Origin of the sequence: Streptomyces sp. Da 82-17, from assembly GCF_046098215.1 — a bacterium.
Lineage (GTDB): Bacteria > Actinomycetota > Actinomycetes > Streptomycetales > Streptomycetaceae > Streptomyces.
In genome coordinates this window covers 140213-157344 of sequence record NZ_JBJURH010000012.1, presented here as the reverse complement: position 1 = coordinate 157344, position 17132 = coordinate 140213, and the positions used below count along the sequence as shown (strand labels likewise).

The window sequence follows — 17132 nt, the reverse complement described above, 5'->3', positions numbered from 1 at the left end:
CGATTCAGCCCCTCCGGCGCATGAGGAGCGGGGTCCGGGGCGGAGCCCAGGCGGGGGGCGGGTGCGGGCCCGTGTTCAGAGTTCCCGCACCACCCCCGCCACCACCCTCCGTACTGCCTCCGGCGACGGTCGTGGTGCTGTGCGGTCGGCGAACAGCAAGTGGCCCGTGCCGACGAGGGTCGGGGCCAGGGATTCCACGTCCGTGTCCGACGGGAGGCGCCCCAGCTCCCGCTCCGCGGCGAGGTACGCCGCGAACATCTCCGTCGCCTCCGTGAGCAGCGGCACGCCCGTCGGCGTCGTCTCCCGCAACCGCGCCCGCAGCCCGTCGCGTGACGTGACGAGCCCGACCAGTCCCACGGCCACCGAGCCGAACAGCTCCGCCAGTTCGTCGGCCACGTTCCCGACCACCGTGCCGGTCCCTGCCGCCGCCCGCAGCGCCTCGGTCCGCCCCTGGAGCCGCCGCACCCGGTCGAGGACGAGCTCGGCGAGGAACGCGTCGAAATCCGCGAAGTGCCGGTGCAGCACCCCCTTCGCGCACCCCGCCTCCGTCGTGACGGCCCGGCTGGTCAGCGCGCCCGGCCCGTCCCGCAGCAGCACCCGTTCCGCCGCGTCGAAGAGCTGCTCGCGTACGTCGCGGATGGCGATCCCTGTCGGCACCGTCAGGCCTCTCCTTCGTGCTCGGCCGGACACCGGCCTTGTTGAGTGGGCATGTGCCCACTACAGTGGGCGCATGCCCACTTTACCGTCGGGGCCCCTCGGCCGCCCCGCGCGCGACCCTGCCCGGATCCGTGAGACCGCCCGCTCGTTCGGTACGGACACGGCCCGCTACGACCGCAGCAGACCCCGCTATCCGCAGGCCCTCGTCGACCGCCTGGCCGGCGAGGCGACGCGGCTCTCCGAGCGCCCGGAACCCCATGTGCTGGACGTCGGCACCGGCACCGGCATCGTCGCCCGTCAGCTCAGGGGCGCGGGCTGCCGTGTCCTCGGCGTCGACGTGGACCCGCGCATGGCCGAGGCCGCGCGCGGCGACGGCATCGACGTCGAGGTCTCCGGCTTCGAGTCCTGGGACCCGGCCGGCCGCCGCTTCGACGCCGTCGTGTCCGGCCAGACCTGGCACTGGCTGGACGCCACCGCCTGCGCGGCCGTCGCCGCCCGCGCCCTGCGCCCCGGCGGGCGGCTCGCCGCGTTCTGGAACGTGCCCGAACTCCCGCCCGAGGTGACCCGCGCCCTCGCCGCCGCCTACCGGCGCGTGGCCCCCGACGCCCCGTTCCGCCTGCCCGACGGCACGGTCCGCGCGACCGACGGCTACCAGCCGCTGCTCGACACCGCCGCCGACGGCATCCGCGCCACCGGCGCCTTCACGGCCCCCGAACAGTGGCGGCACGACTGGCAGCACACCTACACCCGCGACGCCTGGCTGGACCAGATGCCCACCCACGGCTCGCTCACCCGCCTCGCCCCCGCGCAGGTACGGGACGTCCTCGCCGACGTGGGCGCCGCCATCGACGCGCTCGGCGGCACGATCACCGTCCCGTACGCGACCCTCACCGTCACCGCAACTCGGCGGCCACAGCAGTGAGTTGACGCGGCATCACAGTTGCCGGAGATGGTCCCGCAGTGTCCGCGCCACCTGGGCCATCAGCGCCTCCGCGCCCGGCTGCAGCTGCGCGGGCACCCGGGACTCCGTGAGCACGGCGACCGCGAACGTCTGGCCGTCCGCGTGCTCGACCACCCCGATCTCGTGCCGCAGATTCAGCAGCGTCGCCGTCTTCGACGACCACTTCGCCGCGTCCGACGCGAAGTCGGGGGAGAGGCGCTGCCGCAGCACGTTGTGGGCCAGCAACTCCCGTATGCGCGCCGCCACTTCGGCCGGGATCCGGGACGGCCGCCACAGCGCCTGGAGCAGGTCGACGTACGCGCGGGCGCTGCCGTTGCTGGCGTGCGTGATGTCCAGCTGCGGCAAGCGGTGGCCGCCCACACCCGTCCCGGAGTCGATGGCGAGGGCGTGCGCGAGATGCGCCTGCGCGGCGTCGAAGCGCTCCGCCGGAGTGTCCGCCAACTCCTGCACACTGTGCCGTACGGTGATGCCGCGCACCCCGAACTCCCCGATGATCTCCACGACTTGAGCGGGCGGAGTGAGGTCGAACAGCGCCTCGGCGGCCGTGGTGTCGCTGAGGCACGTACTCAGATACAGCAGGTCGTCGATCGCGATCCGCACCGGGTGCCGGAAGCGGCTGATGCCTGTCGGGCCGGGCGTGGTCACGAGGCCGGGGCGGACGTCGAGCCGGGTCGCGCCGTCGAGCTCGCCGCGCCGGATCCGCTCCACCGTCGCGAGCGCCAGCACCACTTTCACCAGGGACGACGACGGCAGCGGAGTGTCCGGCTCGATCCCCAGCTCCGCGCCCGTGTCCAGATCGCGTACGAGGATCCGGCCGCGCAGGCCGCCCTCGTCCAGCAACTCCCGCATCTCGCGCAGCAGTTTCTCGGGACTGTCCATCAGGCGGCCTCATCGTGGTGCGTGGGGTGGTCGGCGCCGAGGCAGCGGGCGATGGCCTCGCCGAGCTGGTCCTGCACGTGCTGCGGGCTGTCGTCCGCCGCGGCCGTGAGGGCGAAGCCGCGGACCAGCCGGGCCTCGCCCAACGGCCGCCAGTAAAGGCCGAGTTCGTCCGCCTGGGCCGGGGAGCACAGCAACAGGTCCTGGGAGCAGAGGACTTCGGCCGCCGCCGTCGGCAGGTCCGCGCCGACGGCGAGCTGCGCGGGCCGCAGCCCGACCGCGTCCCGCAGCCGGGTCAGCGGATCGCGGATGTGCGGCACATCGTCCTCGGGCTGCACCCACACCCGCCGGGCGACCCCCGACACCGCACGAGCCGAGCCGGGGGCCGTACCAGCCGCCCCGGAGGCCGTACGAGCCGAGCCGGTGCTGCCCCGCGCCGCCCCGAATGTCGTACGGCCCACCCGCAGCGTCTCCAGATAGACGCGCCGCACGCCCGGGGGCTGGGACGCGGCCAGGCCGAGCGGGACCGACCAGGTGGCGTCGCGTTCCGGCACGGCGAGCAGTGCCGCCCGCACCTGCTGGGCGTGCAGCAGGTCGCTCCGCTCCGCCGGTCCGGCCACGCGCAGGTCGAGCGTGACGCCGTGCCCGCGCGCCTCGGCGACGAGCCGGGCCAGGTTGACGGCCGGACAGACCCCCGGCACCGCGAGCCGCCAGGGCTTGCGGCGCGCGGCCTCCGCCTCGTGCTGCAGCACGTCCGCCGCCTGCACGAGGCGGCGCGCTGCGGGCAGCATGTCGCGGCCGAACGGCGTGAGCAGCGCACGCCGAGCCGTCCGCTCGAACAGCCGCTCCCCGAAGTGCTCCTCGAGCGCCGCCACCCGCCGGCTCGCCACCGGCTGCGAGAGCCGCGCCGCCGCCGCGCCCACGGTGAAACTGCCGCACTCACTGACGGCGATGAACGCCCTGCACGCCCCCACCAGATCCACGGACCCGACCTTATGCGAGTTCGACATGGAATCGCACAGGAACGTATTGGACCGCATGGCAGTCCGCCGGTGAGAGTGGCTTCCGTACCGACGAGACGGGCCCAAAGCGGCCCTCTTCGTCCCATTTCCCCGCACCCTCGGCGGCGCGGGGGCGACCCGGAGGTATGCACCATGCGGCACACCCGTGTACGGCGCACCACGCGTCACGCAGGCATCGCACTCGCCACGCTCGTCCTCGTCCCGCTCACGGCCTGCGGAACCCCCGAGCAGGGCGCCGAGAAGACCGCCGCGAAGACGGCGGGCGGCACCGACACCGCACCCGTCTCCACGAAGGGCGAGGCCGGTGAACAGACGGCGGCCACACGGAAGTTCAAGGAGCTGGAGCGCAAGTACGAGGCCCGCGTCGGCGTCTACGCGATCGACACCGGCTCCGGCCGCGAGGTCGCGTACAACGACGACGAGCGCTTCCTGTACGCCTCCACCTTCAAGGCGCTCGAGGCCGGCGCGGTGCTGCGCAAGCACGACGACAAGGGCATGGAACGCCTCGTGCGCTACGACGAGAGCGACCTGGTCGACGCGTCGCCGATCACCGAGAAGCACGTCGACACCGGCATGACGCTGCGCGAACTCTGCGACGCCGCCGTCCGGTACAGCGACAACACCGCGGCCAACCTGCTCTTCGAGGACCTCGGCGGACCGAAGGCGCTCGACGGGCTCCTCGCCGAACTCGGCGACGACACCACGGAGATGGTCCGCAACGAGCCGGGCCTCAGCACCTGGGACCCGAAGAGCGAACGCGACACCACCACCCCGCGCGCCTTCGCCGAGGACCTGCGCGCATACGTCCTCGGCGACGCCCTGAACAAGGCCGACCGCGCCCAGCTCGCCCAGTGGATGCGCACCAACGTGACCGGCGCCGAACTCATCAGCGCCGGCATGCCGAAGGAGTGGAAGGTCGGCGACAAGAGCGGCATGGGCGCCAACTACGGCATCCGCAACGACATCGCGGTCGTCTGGCGCCCGGACGCGGCCCCGCTCGTCGTCTCCGTCCTGACCAACCGCGAGGACGAGTCCGCCGAGCACGACAACCGCCTGGTCGCGGAGGCGGCCGAGGTGGTGGCGGACGAGTTCAAGTGACCCGGTCGCCGGGTCCGGCCCCCGCCGTCCTCCGGACGGAGGCCGTCCTCCGGACGAAGGCCGTCCTCCGGTTCAGTCGCAGGTGAGGACCGCGCGCACGGTCTTCCCGTCCCCGTCGCTGTCCCGTACGACGGAGAGCCGCCGCGACAGGGCCCGGACGAGGGCGATGCCCCGGCCGCTCTCCGCGGCGGTGGAGTGCGGCAGGAGGAGGGGGCGGCCGGGGCCGCGGTCGTGCACCTCGACGACCAGGCGGTCCCGGCTGTCGAGGGAGAGCCGGAGGCGGCAAGAGCCCGCGCCGTACCGGGTCGCGTTCGTGACGAGTTCCGAGACCACCAGGACCGCGCTGCCGGTGTCGGTGCACGCGGGTCCGCCGGGTCCGGAACCGTGGAGGAACAGCCTGGTCAACTGCCGTGCCCTGCGGGCGGAGCAGGACTGCTGCGGCAGGTGGTACTCGACGCGTGCGGTGCGGCGGCGGGTGCGCTCGGGGGCACGCATGACGCTCACTCCCTCTCCGTGAGTCGGACGACGCACGGCGCGGAGCATCGAGTCCGCGCCGTGACGGCGGCGACGGCCGGACGTCTCCGTGTCTCCTTCCCGCCGTTCCAGGGCCCGAATCGGCAGCGGACAGAACCGCCACAAGCGGTCCGCCGGCCCGCGCGGTACCTGCCCATCCGGTATCGGCCCGTCCGCTTCGACGGGCGCCGGAGCCCGCCCCTGCCGCTACCCGACTGGCGGAAGCGTCCTTGACTTTGCGATGGCCGCCCCCTCTACTCCGAGCGACTCTTGTAGACGTGGACCCGAAGCGTGCGCTCAGGCGTTGAAGGGATGAACTCATGGCTGGAGTACAGCGGCGTACCGTCCTCGCCGCCCTCGGCGGCACCGTGGCCGCGGGCGCGGGCGGAACGCTGGGCGCGGGCACCGCTCGGGCCGCGTCGGGAACCACCGTGCAGGGCGCGGCGCCGGAACGGGCGACGCAGGGCGGGCCGGTACGGAACCGTCCGGCGCGGAACCGTCAGGCCGCGCGGACCCTGCCGTACGACGACCGGGTCGATTCACTGCTCGAACGGATGACGGTCGAGGAGAAACTCGGTCAACTCCAGCAGCTCTCCTGGGCGTTCGCGACCGGGCCGGGCAGCCCGGACAACAAGAAGGTCGAGGAGGCCGCCCGCTCCGGCCGCCTCGGCTCGGTCCTCAACATGTTCGGCGCGAAGGACAGCAACCGGCTGCAGCGCATCGCCGTAGAGGAGTCCCGGCTCGGCGTGCCGTTGCTTTTCGGCCTCGACGTGATCCACGGCTGCCTCACCACGTTCCCGATTCCGCTGGCGCAGGCGGCGAGTTTCGACCCGGCGGTGGCCGAGCGGGACGGCGCGGTCTCCGCCCTGGAGGCCCGCTCCAACGGCGTGCACTGGACGTTCGCGCCGATGATGGACGTCACGCGGGAGCCGCGCTGGGGCCGGATCGCCGAGAGCTGCGGCGAAGACCCGTACCTGACAGCCCGGTTCGCCGCCGCCAAGGTCCGCGGCTACCAGGGCGCGGAGCCCGGCGACCTCGCGTCGCCGGACCGGATCGCCGCCTGCGCCAAGCATTTCGCCGCGTACGGGGGAGCCGAGGGCGGGCGGGACTACAACACCGTCGACGTGTCCGAGTCCCGGCTCCGCAACCTCTATCTGCCGCCGTTCCGGGCGGCGTTGGACGCCGGGGCGGTCACCGTGATGGCCGCGTTCAACACCGTGAGCGGGGTGCCCGCGCACGGCGACGCGCATCTCCTCACCGAGATCCTCAAGGAGCAGTGGGAGTTCGACGGGGTGGTGGTGAGCGACTGGAACGGCGTGCAGGAGCTGGTCGCCCACGGCTTCGCCGCCGACGCCGCGGACGCCGCCCGGCTCAGCCTGAACGCGGGCGTCGACCTGGAGATGGTCAGCACCACGCTCGCCGACCACGGCGCCGGACTCCTCGACGAGGGCCGGATCTCCGAGGAGCGCCTCGACGACGCGGTCGGCCGGATCCTCCGCCTCAAGTCCGCCCTCGGCCTCTTCGACCGGCCGTACGTGAAGGAGTCGGCGGCCGTCGCCGCCCCCAGCGAACAGGCGCGGGCCGCGGCACGGTCGGCCGCCGCGCGCTCGATGGTGCTCCTGAAGAACGACAAGGGCACGCTGCCGCTCGACAAGGACACGGCGGGCATCGCCGTCGTCGGGCCGTTCGCCGACTCCGCCGACCTGCTCGGCACCTGGACCTTCCCCCTCGCCCAGGAGAATTTCCGCTCCGGCAAGCTGCTCGACGCGGTCCGCGCGGTGGCGCGGGACGCCGAGGTGACGCACGCGCGGGGCGTGGACCCGGCGGGCGAGGACACCTCCGGGATCGACGCGGCCGTGGCGGCGGCGAAGGCGGCCGAGGTGACGGTCGTCGTGGTCGGGGAGCCGCCGGCGATCAGCGGCGAGGCGGCCGTGCGCAGCGAACTCGGGCTGCCCGGCGCGCAGGAGAAGCTGATCGAGGCCGTCGCGGACACCGGCAAGCCGTTCGTCGTCGTCCTGGTCAACGGCCGCCCGCTGACGATCGGCGGCTGGCTCGACCGGGCCCCCGCCGTCCTGGAGGCCTGGCACCCGGGCGTCGAGGCGGGCCGCGCGATCGCCGACGTCCTCTTCGGCACGGTCGCCCCCGGCGGCAAGCTGCCCGCCTCGTTCCCGCGCAGCGTCGGCCAGATTCCCGTCCACTACAACCACGAGAGCTCGGGCCGCCCGTACGCGGCGGACAACAAGTACACCTCCAAGTACCTGGACCTGCCGCCCGGCCCGCAGTTCCCGTTCGGGCACGGGCTGAGCTACACGACCTTCGCGATCGGCGAGCCCCGCCTCAGCAGGGCGAGGATCGACGCCGAGGCCTTGCGCGCGGGCGAGACGGTCGAGGTGACGGTGACGGTCCGCAACACGGGCAGGCGCGCCGGGGACGAGGTGGTCCAGCTGTACCTCCACGACGTGGCGGCGAGCATCGCCCAACCGGTGCGCCGCCTGCGGGGGTTCGAACGCGTCACACTTGCCCCCGGCCGCGGCACCACGGTCCGCTTCCGCCTGGGCGAGGAGGACCTGGGCTTCTGGAGCAACGCCCCGGAGGGCGAACTCCGGGTGGAGCCGGGCGCGGTGGACGTGTACGCGGGGAACAGCTCGCGGGGCGGCCGCAAGGCGAGGCTGACGATCGGCTAGGCCGGGCAGCTCCGAGCTCCGAGCTCCGAGCTCCGAGCTCCGAGCCCCGAGCTCCGCTCCGGCGAGGTGAGGCTCAGCGTCAGCCGACTCTCGCCAGGAACTCCACCGCCCGCCGCGTCAGCAGCACCGCCGCTTCCTCGTCGTACTCGGGCAGCGTGCTGTCCGCGAACAAGTGCCCCGTGCCCGGGTAAAGGAACAGCTCCGCGTCCGGGGCCGACGCCGTGAGCGCGCGGGCCGCGTCGAGGTCGCCCTCGGCGGTGAACACCGGGTCGGCGTCCATGCCGTGGATCTGCACCGGAACGGCCGGCGGCCAGCCGCCGAACTCTGCCTCGGGGACGCACGCGTGGCACAGCAGCGCACCCTTCGCCCCCGGACGTGTCTGCGCCAACCGCTGCGCGGGCAGCACCCCGAGCGAGAACCCGGCGAGCACCGGCCCGGCGGGCAGCCCTTCGGCGGCGGCCGTGCCCCGCTCCAGGATCGTGCCGAACCCGGTCTCCTCGGCATGCGCGACGCCCTCGGCCGGAGTGCCGAACACTCTGCCCTCGTACAGATCGGGCACATGCACGGTGTGACCGGCCTTCCGCAGCTCGTCGGCGAAGGCGCGCACGCCCTCGGTCAGGCCTTGCGCATGGTGGAACAGCAGCACCTCGGACATGCCGAACTCCCTTCGTCGCGAGCCGGATCGGCCCCGTGACGACAAGTGTCGACGCCCCCACTGACACTCGCCCCGTCTGTGGTGCCGCGCCACACCGGCAGGCGTGTCCGTATGTGGTGTGTCAGAGGCTCATGTGATGTTGAGGGCATGGCACTTGACGCGACCGGCGGGGCCGGAACGGACGAACGGCAGCAGGACGAGAGCGAGCGGGGGAGCGGCACGGGACTGACCGTGGCGACCGCCGCCGCCCTCTTCCTGATCCTGCGGCTCTTCGCCGTCTCGCACTACGACTGGCACACCGCCTTCGCCGTCCTGCACACGATCGATCTGAGCGACAGCGTCGGCCTGGTCCTCGGCACGGTCATGGCCGACTCGCTCGCCTCGACCGTGTTCCTGGCCCTGCTCGTGCCCGTCGCCGTGCTGCGCCTCGCGGTGGCGTACCACAAGTCGCGCAGGACCCGACAGGGCGCGCGGAGAAGACCGTTGCACGTGCACCACGACCTGGCGGGGATGGTGCTCCTGGTGATCGCGCTGGTCGCCGTCGGCGCGTACACGGTCTCGTTCCACGCCTGGTGGCTGCCGCCCGTCGTGGCGGCGGTGTGCGCCCTGTACCTGGGCATCGGGTACGGGCTCCGCGCGGGCGGCAGACTCCGCCGCGCCGCCCTCTGGTCGACGCGGCACCTCGGCGTGCTCGTCCTCGCCGCGCTGCTGGTCGGCGCGGCGACGGTCAGAACGCCGTGGGTGCCGCTGGAACGCATCGAACTGCGCGGCGGCGAGGCCCTCCGTGGGTACGTGATGCAGGCCGAGCCCGGCTTCCTGAAGGTGCTGACGGCCCGCGACCGGGAGTTCCTCATCCTCCCGGACAGCGCGGTCGCCTCCCGCGAGGAGCTGTCCGGCGGCCACTGACCGGTACGGGGTCAACGCGCCCTGGACGTACGCGGGTCGAGCGGCGTGAGCACGCCGAGCCGGTCCTCGATCGCCTGCGCCGCGTCCAGGCACAGGTCCTCGCGGAACGCCCGCCCCACGATCTGCACGCCCGCCGGGAGCCCGTCGACGACCCCGGTCGGCACGGCCACGCCCGGCACGCCGACGAAACTGGTCGCCGTGCACAGCCGCATGCCCCGCGCCACCCGGTCCCGCCCGTCCGCGTCCCGCGACTCCAGGCCCGGCTCGACCGGCGGCTCGGTGAAGACGGGGCCGAGCAGCAGCGGGTACGTGTCGAGGAACTCGGCCCAACTGCGCCGGATGTTCAGCCACGTGCCCATCAGCTTCATGAACTCCGGGACGCTCGCCGGCTCGGTGCGGTCCATCGCCAGCTGGATGTAGCGGTCGCCGCCGTCGCCGAGCAGCGTCCGCACCACCGGCCAGGCGGCGGAGAACTCGGTGAGCGTGATCCGGCCGTACGCGTCGAGCGCCTCGTCCAGGCGTGGCACGTCGTCGACCTCCCGGACGTCGTACCCGGCGTCCCGCAGCGCGAGGGCCGCGCTCTCCACCGCGCCCCGGACCGCCGGGTGCACGCCCTGCCCGCCGGGGTCGGCGACGACGGCCACCTTGACCGGGCCGGGCAGCGCCGGACCGTACGCGGGCACGGGCAGCGCGCGCGGATCCCGCGGGTCGGCCCCGGCGAGGACCTCGTACGCGGCGCGCAGGTCGCGCACCGTGCGGGCGAGCGGGCCGTCGACGACGAGCTGCTGCGAGGCCGGGCCCGGGTCGTCGGGGCCGACCATGCGGTGGTCGGCGGGGAAGCGTCCCGTGGTCGGCTTGAGCCCGGCGACCCCGCAGAACTGGGCGGGGATGCGGATCGAGCCGCCGGAGTCGTTGCCGAGGCCGAGGGCGGCCATGCCGGTGGCGACGGCCACACCGTCCCCGCCGCTGGTGCCGCCGGGCGTGACCTCGGGGTCCCACGGGCTGAGCGTCTCGCCGAACAGCTCGCTGCGCGGATGCATGCCCGCGAGGATCAGCGTCGGCATGTTGCTGTGCCCGATCGGGATCGCTCCCGCCGCGCGCAGCCGGGCCACCGGGGGAGCGTCGGCGGGCGCCACGAGCTCGCGGAAGCGGGGCGTCCCGTACGTCGTGGGGACGCCCTCGACGGCCGTCGTCTCCTTGACCGTGAACGGCACGCCCGCCAGCGGCCCGAGCTCCTCGCCCGCCGCCCGGCGCCGGTCGAGCTCGGCCGCGGACGCCCGGGCCTGCTCGGCGAGGAGCTGGGTCACTGCGTTGACCTGCGGGTCGGCCGCGGCGATCCGCTCCAGGTGGCTGTCGATCAACTCGACGGCGCCGACGCGTCCTTCGCGTACGGCCGCCGCCTGTGCCGTGGCCGTCAGCCGCCACAGGGGCTCGCTCGACGGCTCGGCGCTGCTGGTGCTGTGCATGGGGACCTCACCCGAATCTCGTTCCGATGCGCTTGCATCGGAAACTGTAGCGGGTGAACCGATACGACTGCATCGAATAAACTTCGCGGCAGCGGCGGCAAGCCGTGGGACAGCGGGAAGCCGGGAAGAAACCGGCATGCCGGGGAAGAGCCGGGAAGCCGAGAGCAGCGGCAGGTCGAGAAAAAGGGAGCGCACATGCCCAAGCAGGTGGACCACGAGGGCCGCCGCAGGCAGATCGCCGAGGCCGTCTGCCTGCTCGCCGACGAACGCGGCCTGGAGGGCGTGACGCTGCGGGACGTGGCCGACCGCGCGCAGGTCTCGATGGGCGCGGTGCAGCGCTGTTTCCGTACGAAGGACGAGATGCTCGCCTTCACGCTCGGGCACGTCGGCGAGCGCATCACCGAACGCGTACAGGCCCGGCTCCGCAGCAGCCCCGCCCAGTCGGCGGGCACGGCCCTCGGGTACGCGGCGACGGAGGTCGCGCTGCTGCGGCCGGAGCACCGTACGGAGGCGCGGGTGTGGCTCGCGTTCGTCGCGCAGGCCGCCGTCAGCGAGCCCCTCGCGGCGACGCTGCGCGCCAACTACGCGGCACTGCAGGACCTGTTCACGCGCCTCATCGCGGAGGCGTCCGGCCCGGCAGAGGCCGATGAGGTCAGGGACGCCGACCGTGCCGCCCGCGCGCTGCTCGCCCTGACGGACGGCCTGACCGCGCACGTCCTCATCGGCCACCTCACCCCGGCGGAGGCCCACGCCGTCCTGGACGCCCACCTCGACGCGCTGTGGCGGCGGCCGTCGCGCTGACAGCGCCGGGTACGGGACGGACGTCGGCCTCCGCCCGGCGCGGGCGCGGCCTCAGTCGACGGTCGCGAACACGTAGTCGAGGGCGGCGCGGGCGAATCCCGGCGCGGTACGAGGACACTGCCAGCGGGCGAGCAGGTCGGGCGCGGAGAGGCTCACCGGCTCGCTCTCCCCGTCCGCGCCTTCCTCCAGGCAGCGCTCGGGAACCAGCTCCCGGGGCAGCAGGCCGTCGAGAGGCGGCGGCGAGGTCAGCGCCTCCAGGATCTCGGGAAGCTGTTCGAGCAGCTCGTCCACGTCGATGTCGTAGGGATGCCAGCCGTGCGTACAGCTTCCGTCGTCGTCCCTGTGGGCGAGGGGGCGCAGTGCGGCGACGAACTCGTCCTCCACGCCCGGGCCGGGGCCGCCGAAGGCCACCTGCGGGGCGAGCATCAGCAGGCCCAGGGTCCAGAACGGCACGAGATCCGGCTCCGCGGCGCCGAGCCGACGGACGCAGTCGCGCACCGCCTCGTCCTCGTCCACGTAGGGGTAGCCCTGCCGGATCGAGTCCCAGTCGGAGAAAAGTTCACGCCAGTCGGCGGGCGCGGGAATGGCCGTGGACGTGTGCGTGCTCCCCATGTCCGACCTCAGCCCAGGGCCCGTACGGCCGCGAGGGCGCGGTCCGCGTGGGCGTTCATGCGGAGCTCGCTGCGGACGACCTCGACGACGCGGCGGTCGGTGCCGATCACGAACGTCGCCCGCTTCGTCGGGAGTACGGCGAAACCGCGGGCCACGCCGAACCGGGACCGTACGACGCCCTCCGGGTCCGAGAGGAGCGGGAAGCCGAGGGAGTGCTTCTCGGCGAACTCCTGCTGCCGGTCCACCCCGTCGGAGCTGATGCCGACCGGCTTGGCGCCCACGGCCGCGAACTCGGCTGCCAGATCACGGAAATGGCAGGCCTCGGCGGTGCAGCCGGGGGTGAGCGCGGCCGGGTAGAAGAACAGCACCACCGGGCCCTCGGCGAGCAGACCGGTGAGGGAGGTCGGGCGGCCCTGCTCGTCGGGGAGCGTGAAGTCCTCGACGACGGCGCCCACTTCGACGCGCGGCCCGCTCATGCGGCACGCTCCGGGAGCCGAAGGGCGGGGCTGCTGACGGGAGTTCGGGGCGTACGCACGTGGCCTCCGGCAGGGGTACGGCGGCGGGCGGGCGCTCCACCGCGTTGCTACCGGAGGGTATCGGGGCGCCGGACGGGGCCGTCCAGCGGGCTGCCCTCCACCGTGCGCCCGGGGCATGGCTGACCCGTCAGCACGCGTGCTCCCGCGCACATGCCGTGCAGCAGGTCGCCGCCCGAGCTGTGGCCGACGGCGAGCAGGGCGTTCAGCGGGGGAGCGAGGTCGTCCCCGGCCCCGGCGGCGCGGAGGACGCGGGCGGCCTGTGCGACGCAGTGCCCGTCGGCCGCGTGCCGGAGCAGGGATGCGGACACCAGGGACGTACGGCCCTCGGCGTCCCGCGCGAGCCGGGCCAGCGGCGCCAGCCAGGGCGGCGGGGCGGGCGCGACGTGGGCCGCGAGGAGCAGCCCGCACAGGAAGTCGTCCCCGGACGGCGTCAGCCCGGGCCCGAGGCCGAGGAGCCGGTACGCCGCCGCGCGGACGGCCGACTCCCTTGCGGCGGGCGGCAGTTCACCCGAGGCGGGGGTGCACGCTGCGAGGGCCCGCGTCAGAGCGGCGGCCGGAGTGCGGACCTCCGGCGGGAGGGCGCGCGGCGGGGGCAGGCGGGCCAGGGCGGCCAGGGCGGCCGGCCCCCGCGGGGTGTCCTGGGCGCGGGGCGGCGCCCAGGACACCCCCGCCGTCAGGCGCAGCGGCCCGACGGCGATCCGGCCGCCGCCGACCCGGCCGTACCGGTCGACGGCGAGCCCCGCGAAGGGCTCGGCGCCCGCGCCCGGCGGCAGGACGACGGCGGCCGGCACCCGTACCGCGTCGGCCGCCACCAACGCGAACGGCGCGCGACTGCCCCGCACGAGCAGATACAGCGCACCACGCGTGGCGGCGACGACCCGGACGGGCCGTGGCGGCCCCAGCACGACGGCGGCGGCGAGGGTGGACACCGCACAACGCGCGGCCGCGGGACTCACGCGCCCGCATCGGGACGCGAGGGCGACCCAGGCACGCCCGGAGCCGCAGGTACGACAGGAACCGCGTCCCCCGGTACCGGAACGGCATCCACCGACGCCGGAACCGCGGCCCCCGGCACCGGAACCGCGTCCCCCGGTACCGGAAACGCCTCAAGTGCCTTACGGAAGCACTCCATCGGGGCGTGGGTGAGGCCCGCGCCGATCTGGCCGATGCCCGGTTCGCGGTGGGAGATGCCCGTCGTGACGATCGGGACGATGCCCGTGTCGAGGACCGCGCGCAGGTCGATGCCGACCGGCGCGCCGACGCCGCCGAGCATCGGGAGCCGGTACGCCTCGTGCCGGGTCAGCGTGATGCGGGCCATGTCCCGGCTGATCCGCAGCGCCTCCTCGACCGTGCCGCCGACGAACCCGGTGATCGCCGGCGCCGCCGCGAGCGAGAAGCCGCCGAGCCCGTACGTCTCCGCGATCGCGCTGTCGCCGATGTCCGGGTTGGCGTCGTCCGGCCCGTACCCGGCGAAGTACATGCCGCGGATGCGGGTCGCCGGGGCGGTGAACCAGGTGTCGCCGAGGCCGCTGACGCGGATGCCGACCTCGACGCCGTTGCGCGCGAAGGCCGTGACGAGCGTCGAGTCGGGCACGCCCGCCGCCGCCGACGTGGCGAGTTTCGCCGCCGCCATCGAGAAGTTGAGGAACCAGTAGTGGTTGTCGGCCAGGAAGTCGATGACCTCGGGCCCGTCCGGCGTACGGGAGAGCGGCGCGGCAAGCTCGCGCAGGAGCAGCATCGACGCGGCCGTGTTGCGGCTGTGGCACTCGTCGCCCATCTGCAGCGCCTGGGCGGTGACCGCGCGCAGGTCGACCCCGTCCGGCCGGGCCGCGAGCGCCTCGTGCAGGGCGGGCGCGAGGGTGGCGCCCATCCAGCGGAGCCGCTCCATCACGTCGTCGCCGAGGGCCCCGTACCGCAGGCAGCGGCCCGCTCCCTCGTTGAGGTTGGAGTAGGAGCGGCGGCCGGTCGCCGGGTCCTCCACGGCGATGAGCGGCATCGACGGCGAGATGATCCCGCCCATCGGCCCGACCGCGTCATGGTGGTGGCACGGCTCGAAGGCGAACGCCCCCGCGTCCGCGAGCCGTTCGGCCTCCCGAGGGGTGTCCGCCCAGCCTTCGAGGAGCGCGGCCCCGACGACCCCCGCCCGCATCGGCCCGCACATCCGCTCCCACGCGATCGGCGGCCCCGCGTGCAGCAGCAGCCGCCGGCCGCTCGCCCGGTCGTCCAGTACGGGCAGCGCCTCCCGCGCGGGCAGCACGTCCCGCCACACCGGCCGGACGGCGAGCAGCCGGGACACCGCCTCGGCGTTGGCGGCCTCCACGCGCGCGTGCGCGGTGAGTTCGGCGAGCTTCCACGCGAGCTCCGGCTCACCGGACGCGGGCGGCCGCCAGTCGAGCTCGGTCACCTCGGCGCCCGCCGTGCGGGGTACGTCGGCGAAGTCCGGCACGCCGACGGCGGCGAGGTGAGCGGGCGCCGCCCCGAGCAACGCTCCGACGGGGGCCGCTCCGACGGGGTCTGCTCCGACGAGGTCCGCTCCGACAGGCCCCGCCCCGACCGTTTCCGTGCTCACCGGGACTGTGCTCATGCGTGTCCTCCCGCGGGGGTCAGGTCGGCCGTCGGATGTTCGGCTGCACGCGCGCGTGGTGCCTGCTCCGGCAGCAGCGCCACAGCGGCGTGCGCGGCGTCCGTGCTGTTCGGCGCGAGCAGCGCGCCCGCCCGCCGCAGCCGGTCCCGCTGCTCCGAGGCGCCCTGCGGATCGCGGTCCGTGCCCACGGTGAACGCCACGACGTGCGGCCGCTCCCGGCCCGGCGCCCGCTCCAATTCGGCGGCGAGCGGCCCGACCGGGTCCGCGCCCGCCCCGTGCCCGAGCACCACGTCCAGGACCACCACGGCGGTCCGCGGATCGCGCAGCGCGGCCCGCAGGTGGGCGGCGCGCACGGTCGGGTCGATCATCGGGTGCGGTCGGCCCGCCGTGTACGCGTCGTCGCCCAGGTCGAGGATCAAGTGCCGGTCGGGCAGGGCGATGTCGATACCGGAGTCGACACCCGCAGCGGCGTTCTCCGTCGCGGTGACCGCCGACGGCAGCAACTGCCGCGCCTCGTACGCGAACGTGCCGCCCGCGTAGAGCGCCCGCAGCAAGTGCCCGCCCGCCGAAGGGAGTTCGGGCATGCCGAACGGTTCGGGCGCCTTCCCGCCGAGCAGCCGTACCGCCGTGTACGCCGCGTCCCGCAGCGTGCCGACGACCGTGAGGCGGCCCGACGCGTACGGCCGCGTCCCGTCGAGGAAGCACGCCACCACCGGCTTCGCCGACCGCCGGGCCCGCTCCAGGACCCGCTCGGCGACCTCCGGCGCGGGCGGCTTCGACACCAGCACGCTCAGCGCGCAGCCCGGGTCGGCGTCCAGCAGCTCGAACGCGTCGAGGGTCGTGACCCCGCCGACCTCCGCGCTCAGGTCGCGCCCGCCCGTGCCGATCATCTGGCGGACGCCCTCGCCGCACGCGTCGAGGAGGCACGACACCTGCTGAAGTCCCGTGCCGGAAGCGCCGATCAGGCCCGTACGGCCCGGCCGCAGCGCGTTCGCGAAGCCGAGCGGAACACCGTCGATCAGGGCCGTGCCGCAGTCCGGGCCCATCGCGAGCAGGCCGCGCGCGTGCGCCTCCCGCTTGACGGCGACCTCCTGGGCGAGCGGGACGTTGTCGCTGAACACGAACGCGTGCAGGCCGCAGCGCAGCGCCTTCAGGGCCTCGGCGCCCGCGTACGGGCCGGGCGTGGAGATCAGCGCGAGCGCGGCCTGCGGGTCCGCCTCGGTGAGCGCACGCGGCGCGGGCTCACCTGCGGCCGGGGACGTGCCGCCGGCGCCGCGGTCCGGCTGGTCGAGCAGGCCGCTCACCGCGTCGAGGGCGGGCGCGAGCGCGTCGGGGGCGCCGCGCAGCGCCACGATCAGGTCGCCCGGGCGGGCCGCGCGGCCCTCGTCGGTGAGCAGCCCGGCGTCGGCGAGCTGCCGCAGATTCGCCGGGGTGGCCATCACCAGGCTGGCCGCGCCGACGCCGGGCAGCTCTGCGAGGTGCCGCGCCGCCCGCATCAGGGCGACGGAGTCGGCGTACGTGTCGGGGCGCACGGAGTTGAGGACGGAAGGTTCGGAACCGGATCCGACAGTGGGCCGGGGGCCGGTTTCGTCAGGGGTTCGCTCCATGGGCCGACCGTACGGTTCACGCCTCGGCCGGTCTTCGGCGAACGGTGCCAGCCACGCCCGGCGAGCACCGGCACCGGCTGACAGTGACCCGGGTCACGCAGGCGGCGACGATCTCCTGAACACCCGTGTGACAGAGGGGAGTCGGCGGCCCCGC

At 74.5% G+C, this 17132-nt stretch carries 16 protein-coding genes; 5 read left to right on the top strand and 11 right to left on the bottom strand.

Features of this window, described 5'->3' with window-relative positions; genetic code table 11:
* Nucleotides 1-75: 75 nt before the first annotated feature.
* Nucleotides 76-657 carry a TetR/AcrR family transcriptional regulator gene (locus ACIDOF_RS21705; RefSeq protein ID WP_409007646.1) on the bottom strand — a complete coding sequence of 194 codons (582 nt, stop codon included), beginning with the start codon at nucleotides 655-657 and terminating at the stop codon, nucleotides 76-78.
* Nucleotides 658-730: 73 nt separating this feature from the next.
* Between ACIDOF_RS21705 and ACIDOF_RS21700 the strand changes: the two genes are divergently transcribed.
* The gene (locus ACIDOF_RS21700; RefSeq protein WP_409007645.1) at nucleotides 731-1579 is read left to right on the top strand and encodes a class I SAM-dependent methyltransferase; all 849 of its coding nucleotides are present in this window, start codon (nucleotides 731-733) and stop codon (nucleotides 1577-1579) included.
* A 12-nt stretch (nucleotides 1580-1591) separates the two neighbouring features.
* Here the strand turns inward: ACIDOF_RS21700 and ACIDOF_RS21695 are convergent, their stop codons facing one another.
* Both ACIDOF_RS21695 and ACIDOF_RS21690 read right to left on the bottom strand, forming a co-directional pair.
* Nucleotides 1592-2497 (bottom strand): serine hydrolase, encoded by a 906-nt coding sequence (locus ACIDOF_RS21695; protein ID WP_409007644.1) that lies wholly within the window; start codon nucleotides 2495-2497, stop codon nucleotides 1592-1594.
* On the bottom strand, nucleotides 2497-3504 hold the full coding sequence (locus tag ACIDOF_RS21690) for a LysR family transcriptional regulator (protein ID WP_409007643.1): 1008 nt from the start codon (nucleotides 3502-3504) through the stop codon (nucleotides 2497-2499). The genes ACIDOF_RS21695 and ACIDOF_RS21690 overlap by 1 nt, the downstream gene beginning before the upstream one ends.
* A 144-nt stretch (nucleotides 3505-3648) precedes the next feature.
* Here ACIDOF_RS21690 and bla point away from each other — a divergent pair, with 144 nt between their 5' ends.
* Nucleotides 3649-4614: a class A beta-lactamase gene (gene bla / locus ACIDOF_RS21685; protein ID WP_409007642.1), complete on the top strand. Its 966-nt coding sequence runs from the start codon at nucleotides 3649-3651 to the stop codon at nucleotides 4612-4614.
* Between the two features lie 72 nt (nucleotides 4615-4686).
* Here the strand turns inward: bla and ACIDOF_RS21680 are convergent, their stop codons facing one another.
* Nucleotides 4687-5109 (bottom strand): ATP-binding protein, encoded by a 423-nt coding sequence (locus ACIDOF_RS21680; RefSeq protein ID WP_409007703.1) that lies wholly within the window; start codon nucleotides 5107-5109, stop codon nucleotides 4687-4689.
* Between the two features lie 338 nt (nucleotides 5110-5447).
* On the opposite strand from ACIDOF_RS21680, the gene ACIDOF_RS21675 reads away from it, so the two are divergent.
* The gene (locus ACIDOF_RS21675; RefSeq protein WP_409007641.1) at nucleotides 5448-7811 is read left to right on the top strand and encodes a glycoside hydrolase family 3 N-terminal domain-containing protein; all 2364 of its coding nucleotides are present in this window, start codon (nucleotides 5448-5450) and stop codon (nucleotides 7809-7811) included.
* Nucleotides 7812-7890: 79 nt separating this feature from the next.
* On the opposite strand, the gene ACIDOF_RS21670 is transcribed toward ACIDOF_RS21675, so the two are convergent.
* On the bottom strand, nucleotides 7891-8466 hold the full coding sequence (locus ACIDOF_RS21670) for a dienelactone hydrolase family protein (RefSeq protein ID WP_409007640.1): 576 nt from the start codon (nucleotides 8464-8466) through the stop codon (nucleotides 7891-7893).
* A 147-nt stretch (nucleotides 8467-8613) separates the two neighbouring features.
* On the opposite strand from ACIDOF_RS21670, the gene ACIDOF_RS21665 reads away from it, so the two are divergent.
* Complete coding sequence (locus tag ACIDOF_RS21665; RefSeq protein WP_409007639.1) at nucleotides 8614-9372, top strand: hypothetical protein; 759 nt, start codon at nucleotides 8614-8616, stop codon at nucleotides 9370-9372.
* A gap of 11 nt (nucleotides 9373-9383) precedes the next feature.
* Here ACIDOF_RS21665 and ACIDOF_RS21660 read toward each other — a convergent pair whose 3' ends face one another.
* A complete protein-coding gene (locus ACIDOF_RS21660) occupies nucleotides 9384-10838 on the bottom strand; it encodes an amidase (protein WP_409007638.1) in 1455 nt (484 codons plus the stop codon).
* 195 nt (nucleotides 10839-11033) lie between these two features.
* Between ACIDOF_RS21660 and ACIDOF_RS21655 the strand changes: the two genes are divergently transcribed.
* Entirely contained in the window at nucleotides 11034-11639 is a 606-nt protein-coding gene (locus tag ACIDOF_RS21655) for a TetR/AcrR family transcriptional regulator (protein ID WP_409007637.1), read from the top strand.
* Nucleotides 11640-11690: 51 nt separating this feature from the next.
* Here the strand turns inward: ACIDOF_RS21655 and ACIDOF_RS21650 are convergent, their stop codons facing one another.
* The 5 genes from ACIDOF_RS21650 to ACIDOF_RS21630 form a co-directional block, all read right to left on the bottom strand.
* Nucleotides 11691-12251, bottom strand: coding sequence for a hypothetical protein (locus ACIDOF_RS21650; protein ID WP_409007636.1), 561 nt, complete (start codon nucleotides 12249-12251; stop codon nucleotides 11691-11693).
* Between the two features lie 8 nt (nucleotides 12252-12259).
* Entirely contained in the window at nucleotides 12260-12727 is a 468-nt protein-coding gene (locus ACIDOF_RS21645) for a peroxiredoxin (RefSeq protein ID WP_409007635.1), read from the bottom strand.
* A gap of 107 nt (nucleotides 12728-12834) precedes the next feature.
* A complete protein-coding gene (locus tag ACIDOF_RS21640) occupies nucleotides 12835-13716 on the bottom strand; it encodes a DUF2877 domain-containing protein (RefSeq protein WP_409007634.1) in 882 nt (293 codons plus the stop codon).
* A gap of 23 nt (nucleotides 13717-13739) precedes the next feature.
* The gene (locus tag ACIDOF_RS21635) at nucleotides 13740-15371 is read right to left on the bottom strand and encodes a DUF1116 domain-containing protein (protein ID WP_409007633.1); all 1632 of its coding nucleotides are present in this window, start codon (nucleotides 15369-15371) and stop codon (nucleotides 13740-13742) included.
* On the bottom strand, nucleotides 15368-16978 hold the full coding sequence (locus tag ACIDOF_RS21630) for a transcriptional regulator (RefSeq protein ID WP_409007632.1): 1611 nt from the start codon (nucleotides 16976-16978) through the stop codon (nucleotides 15368-15370). The genes ACIDOF_RS21635 and ACIDOF_RS21630 overlap by 4 nt, the downstream gene beginning before the upstream one ends.
* Nucleotides 16979-17132: the final 154 nt, after the last annotated feature.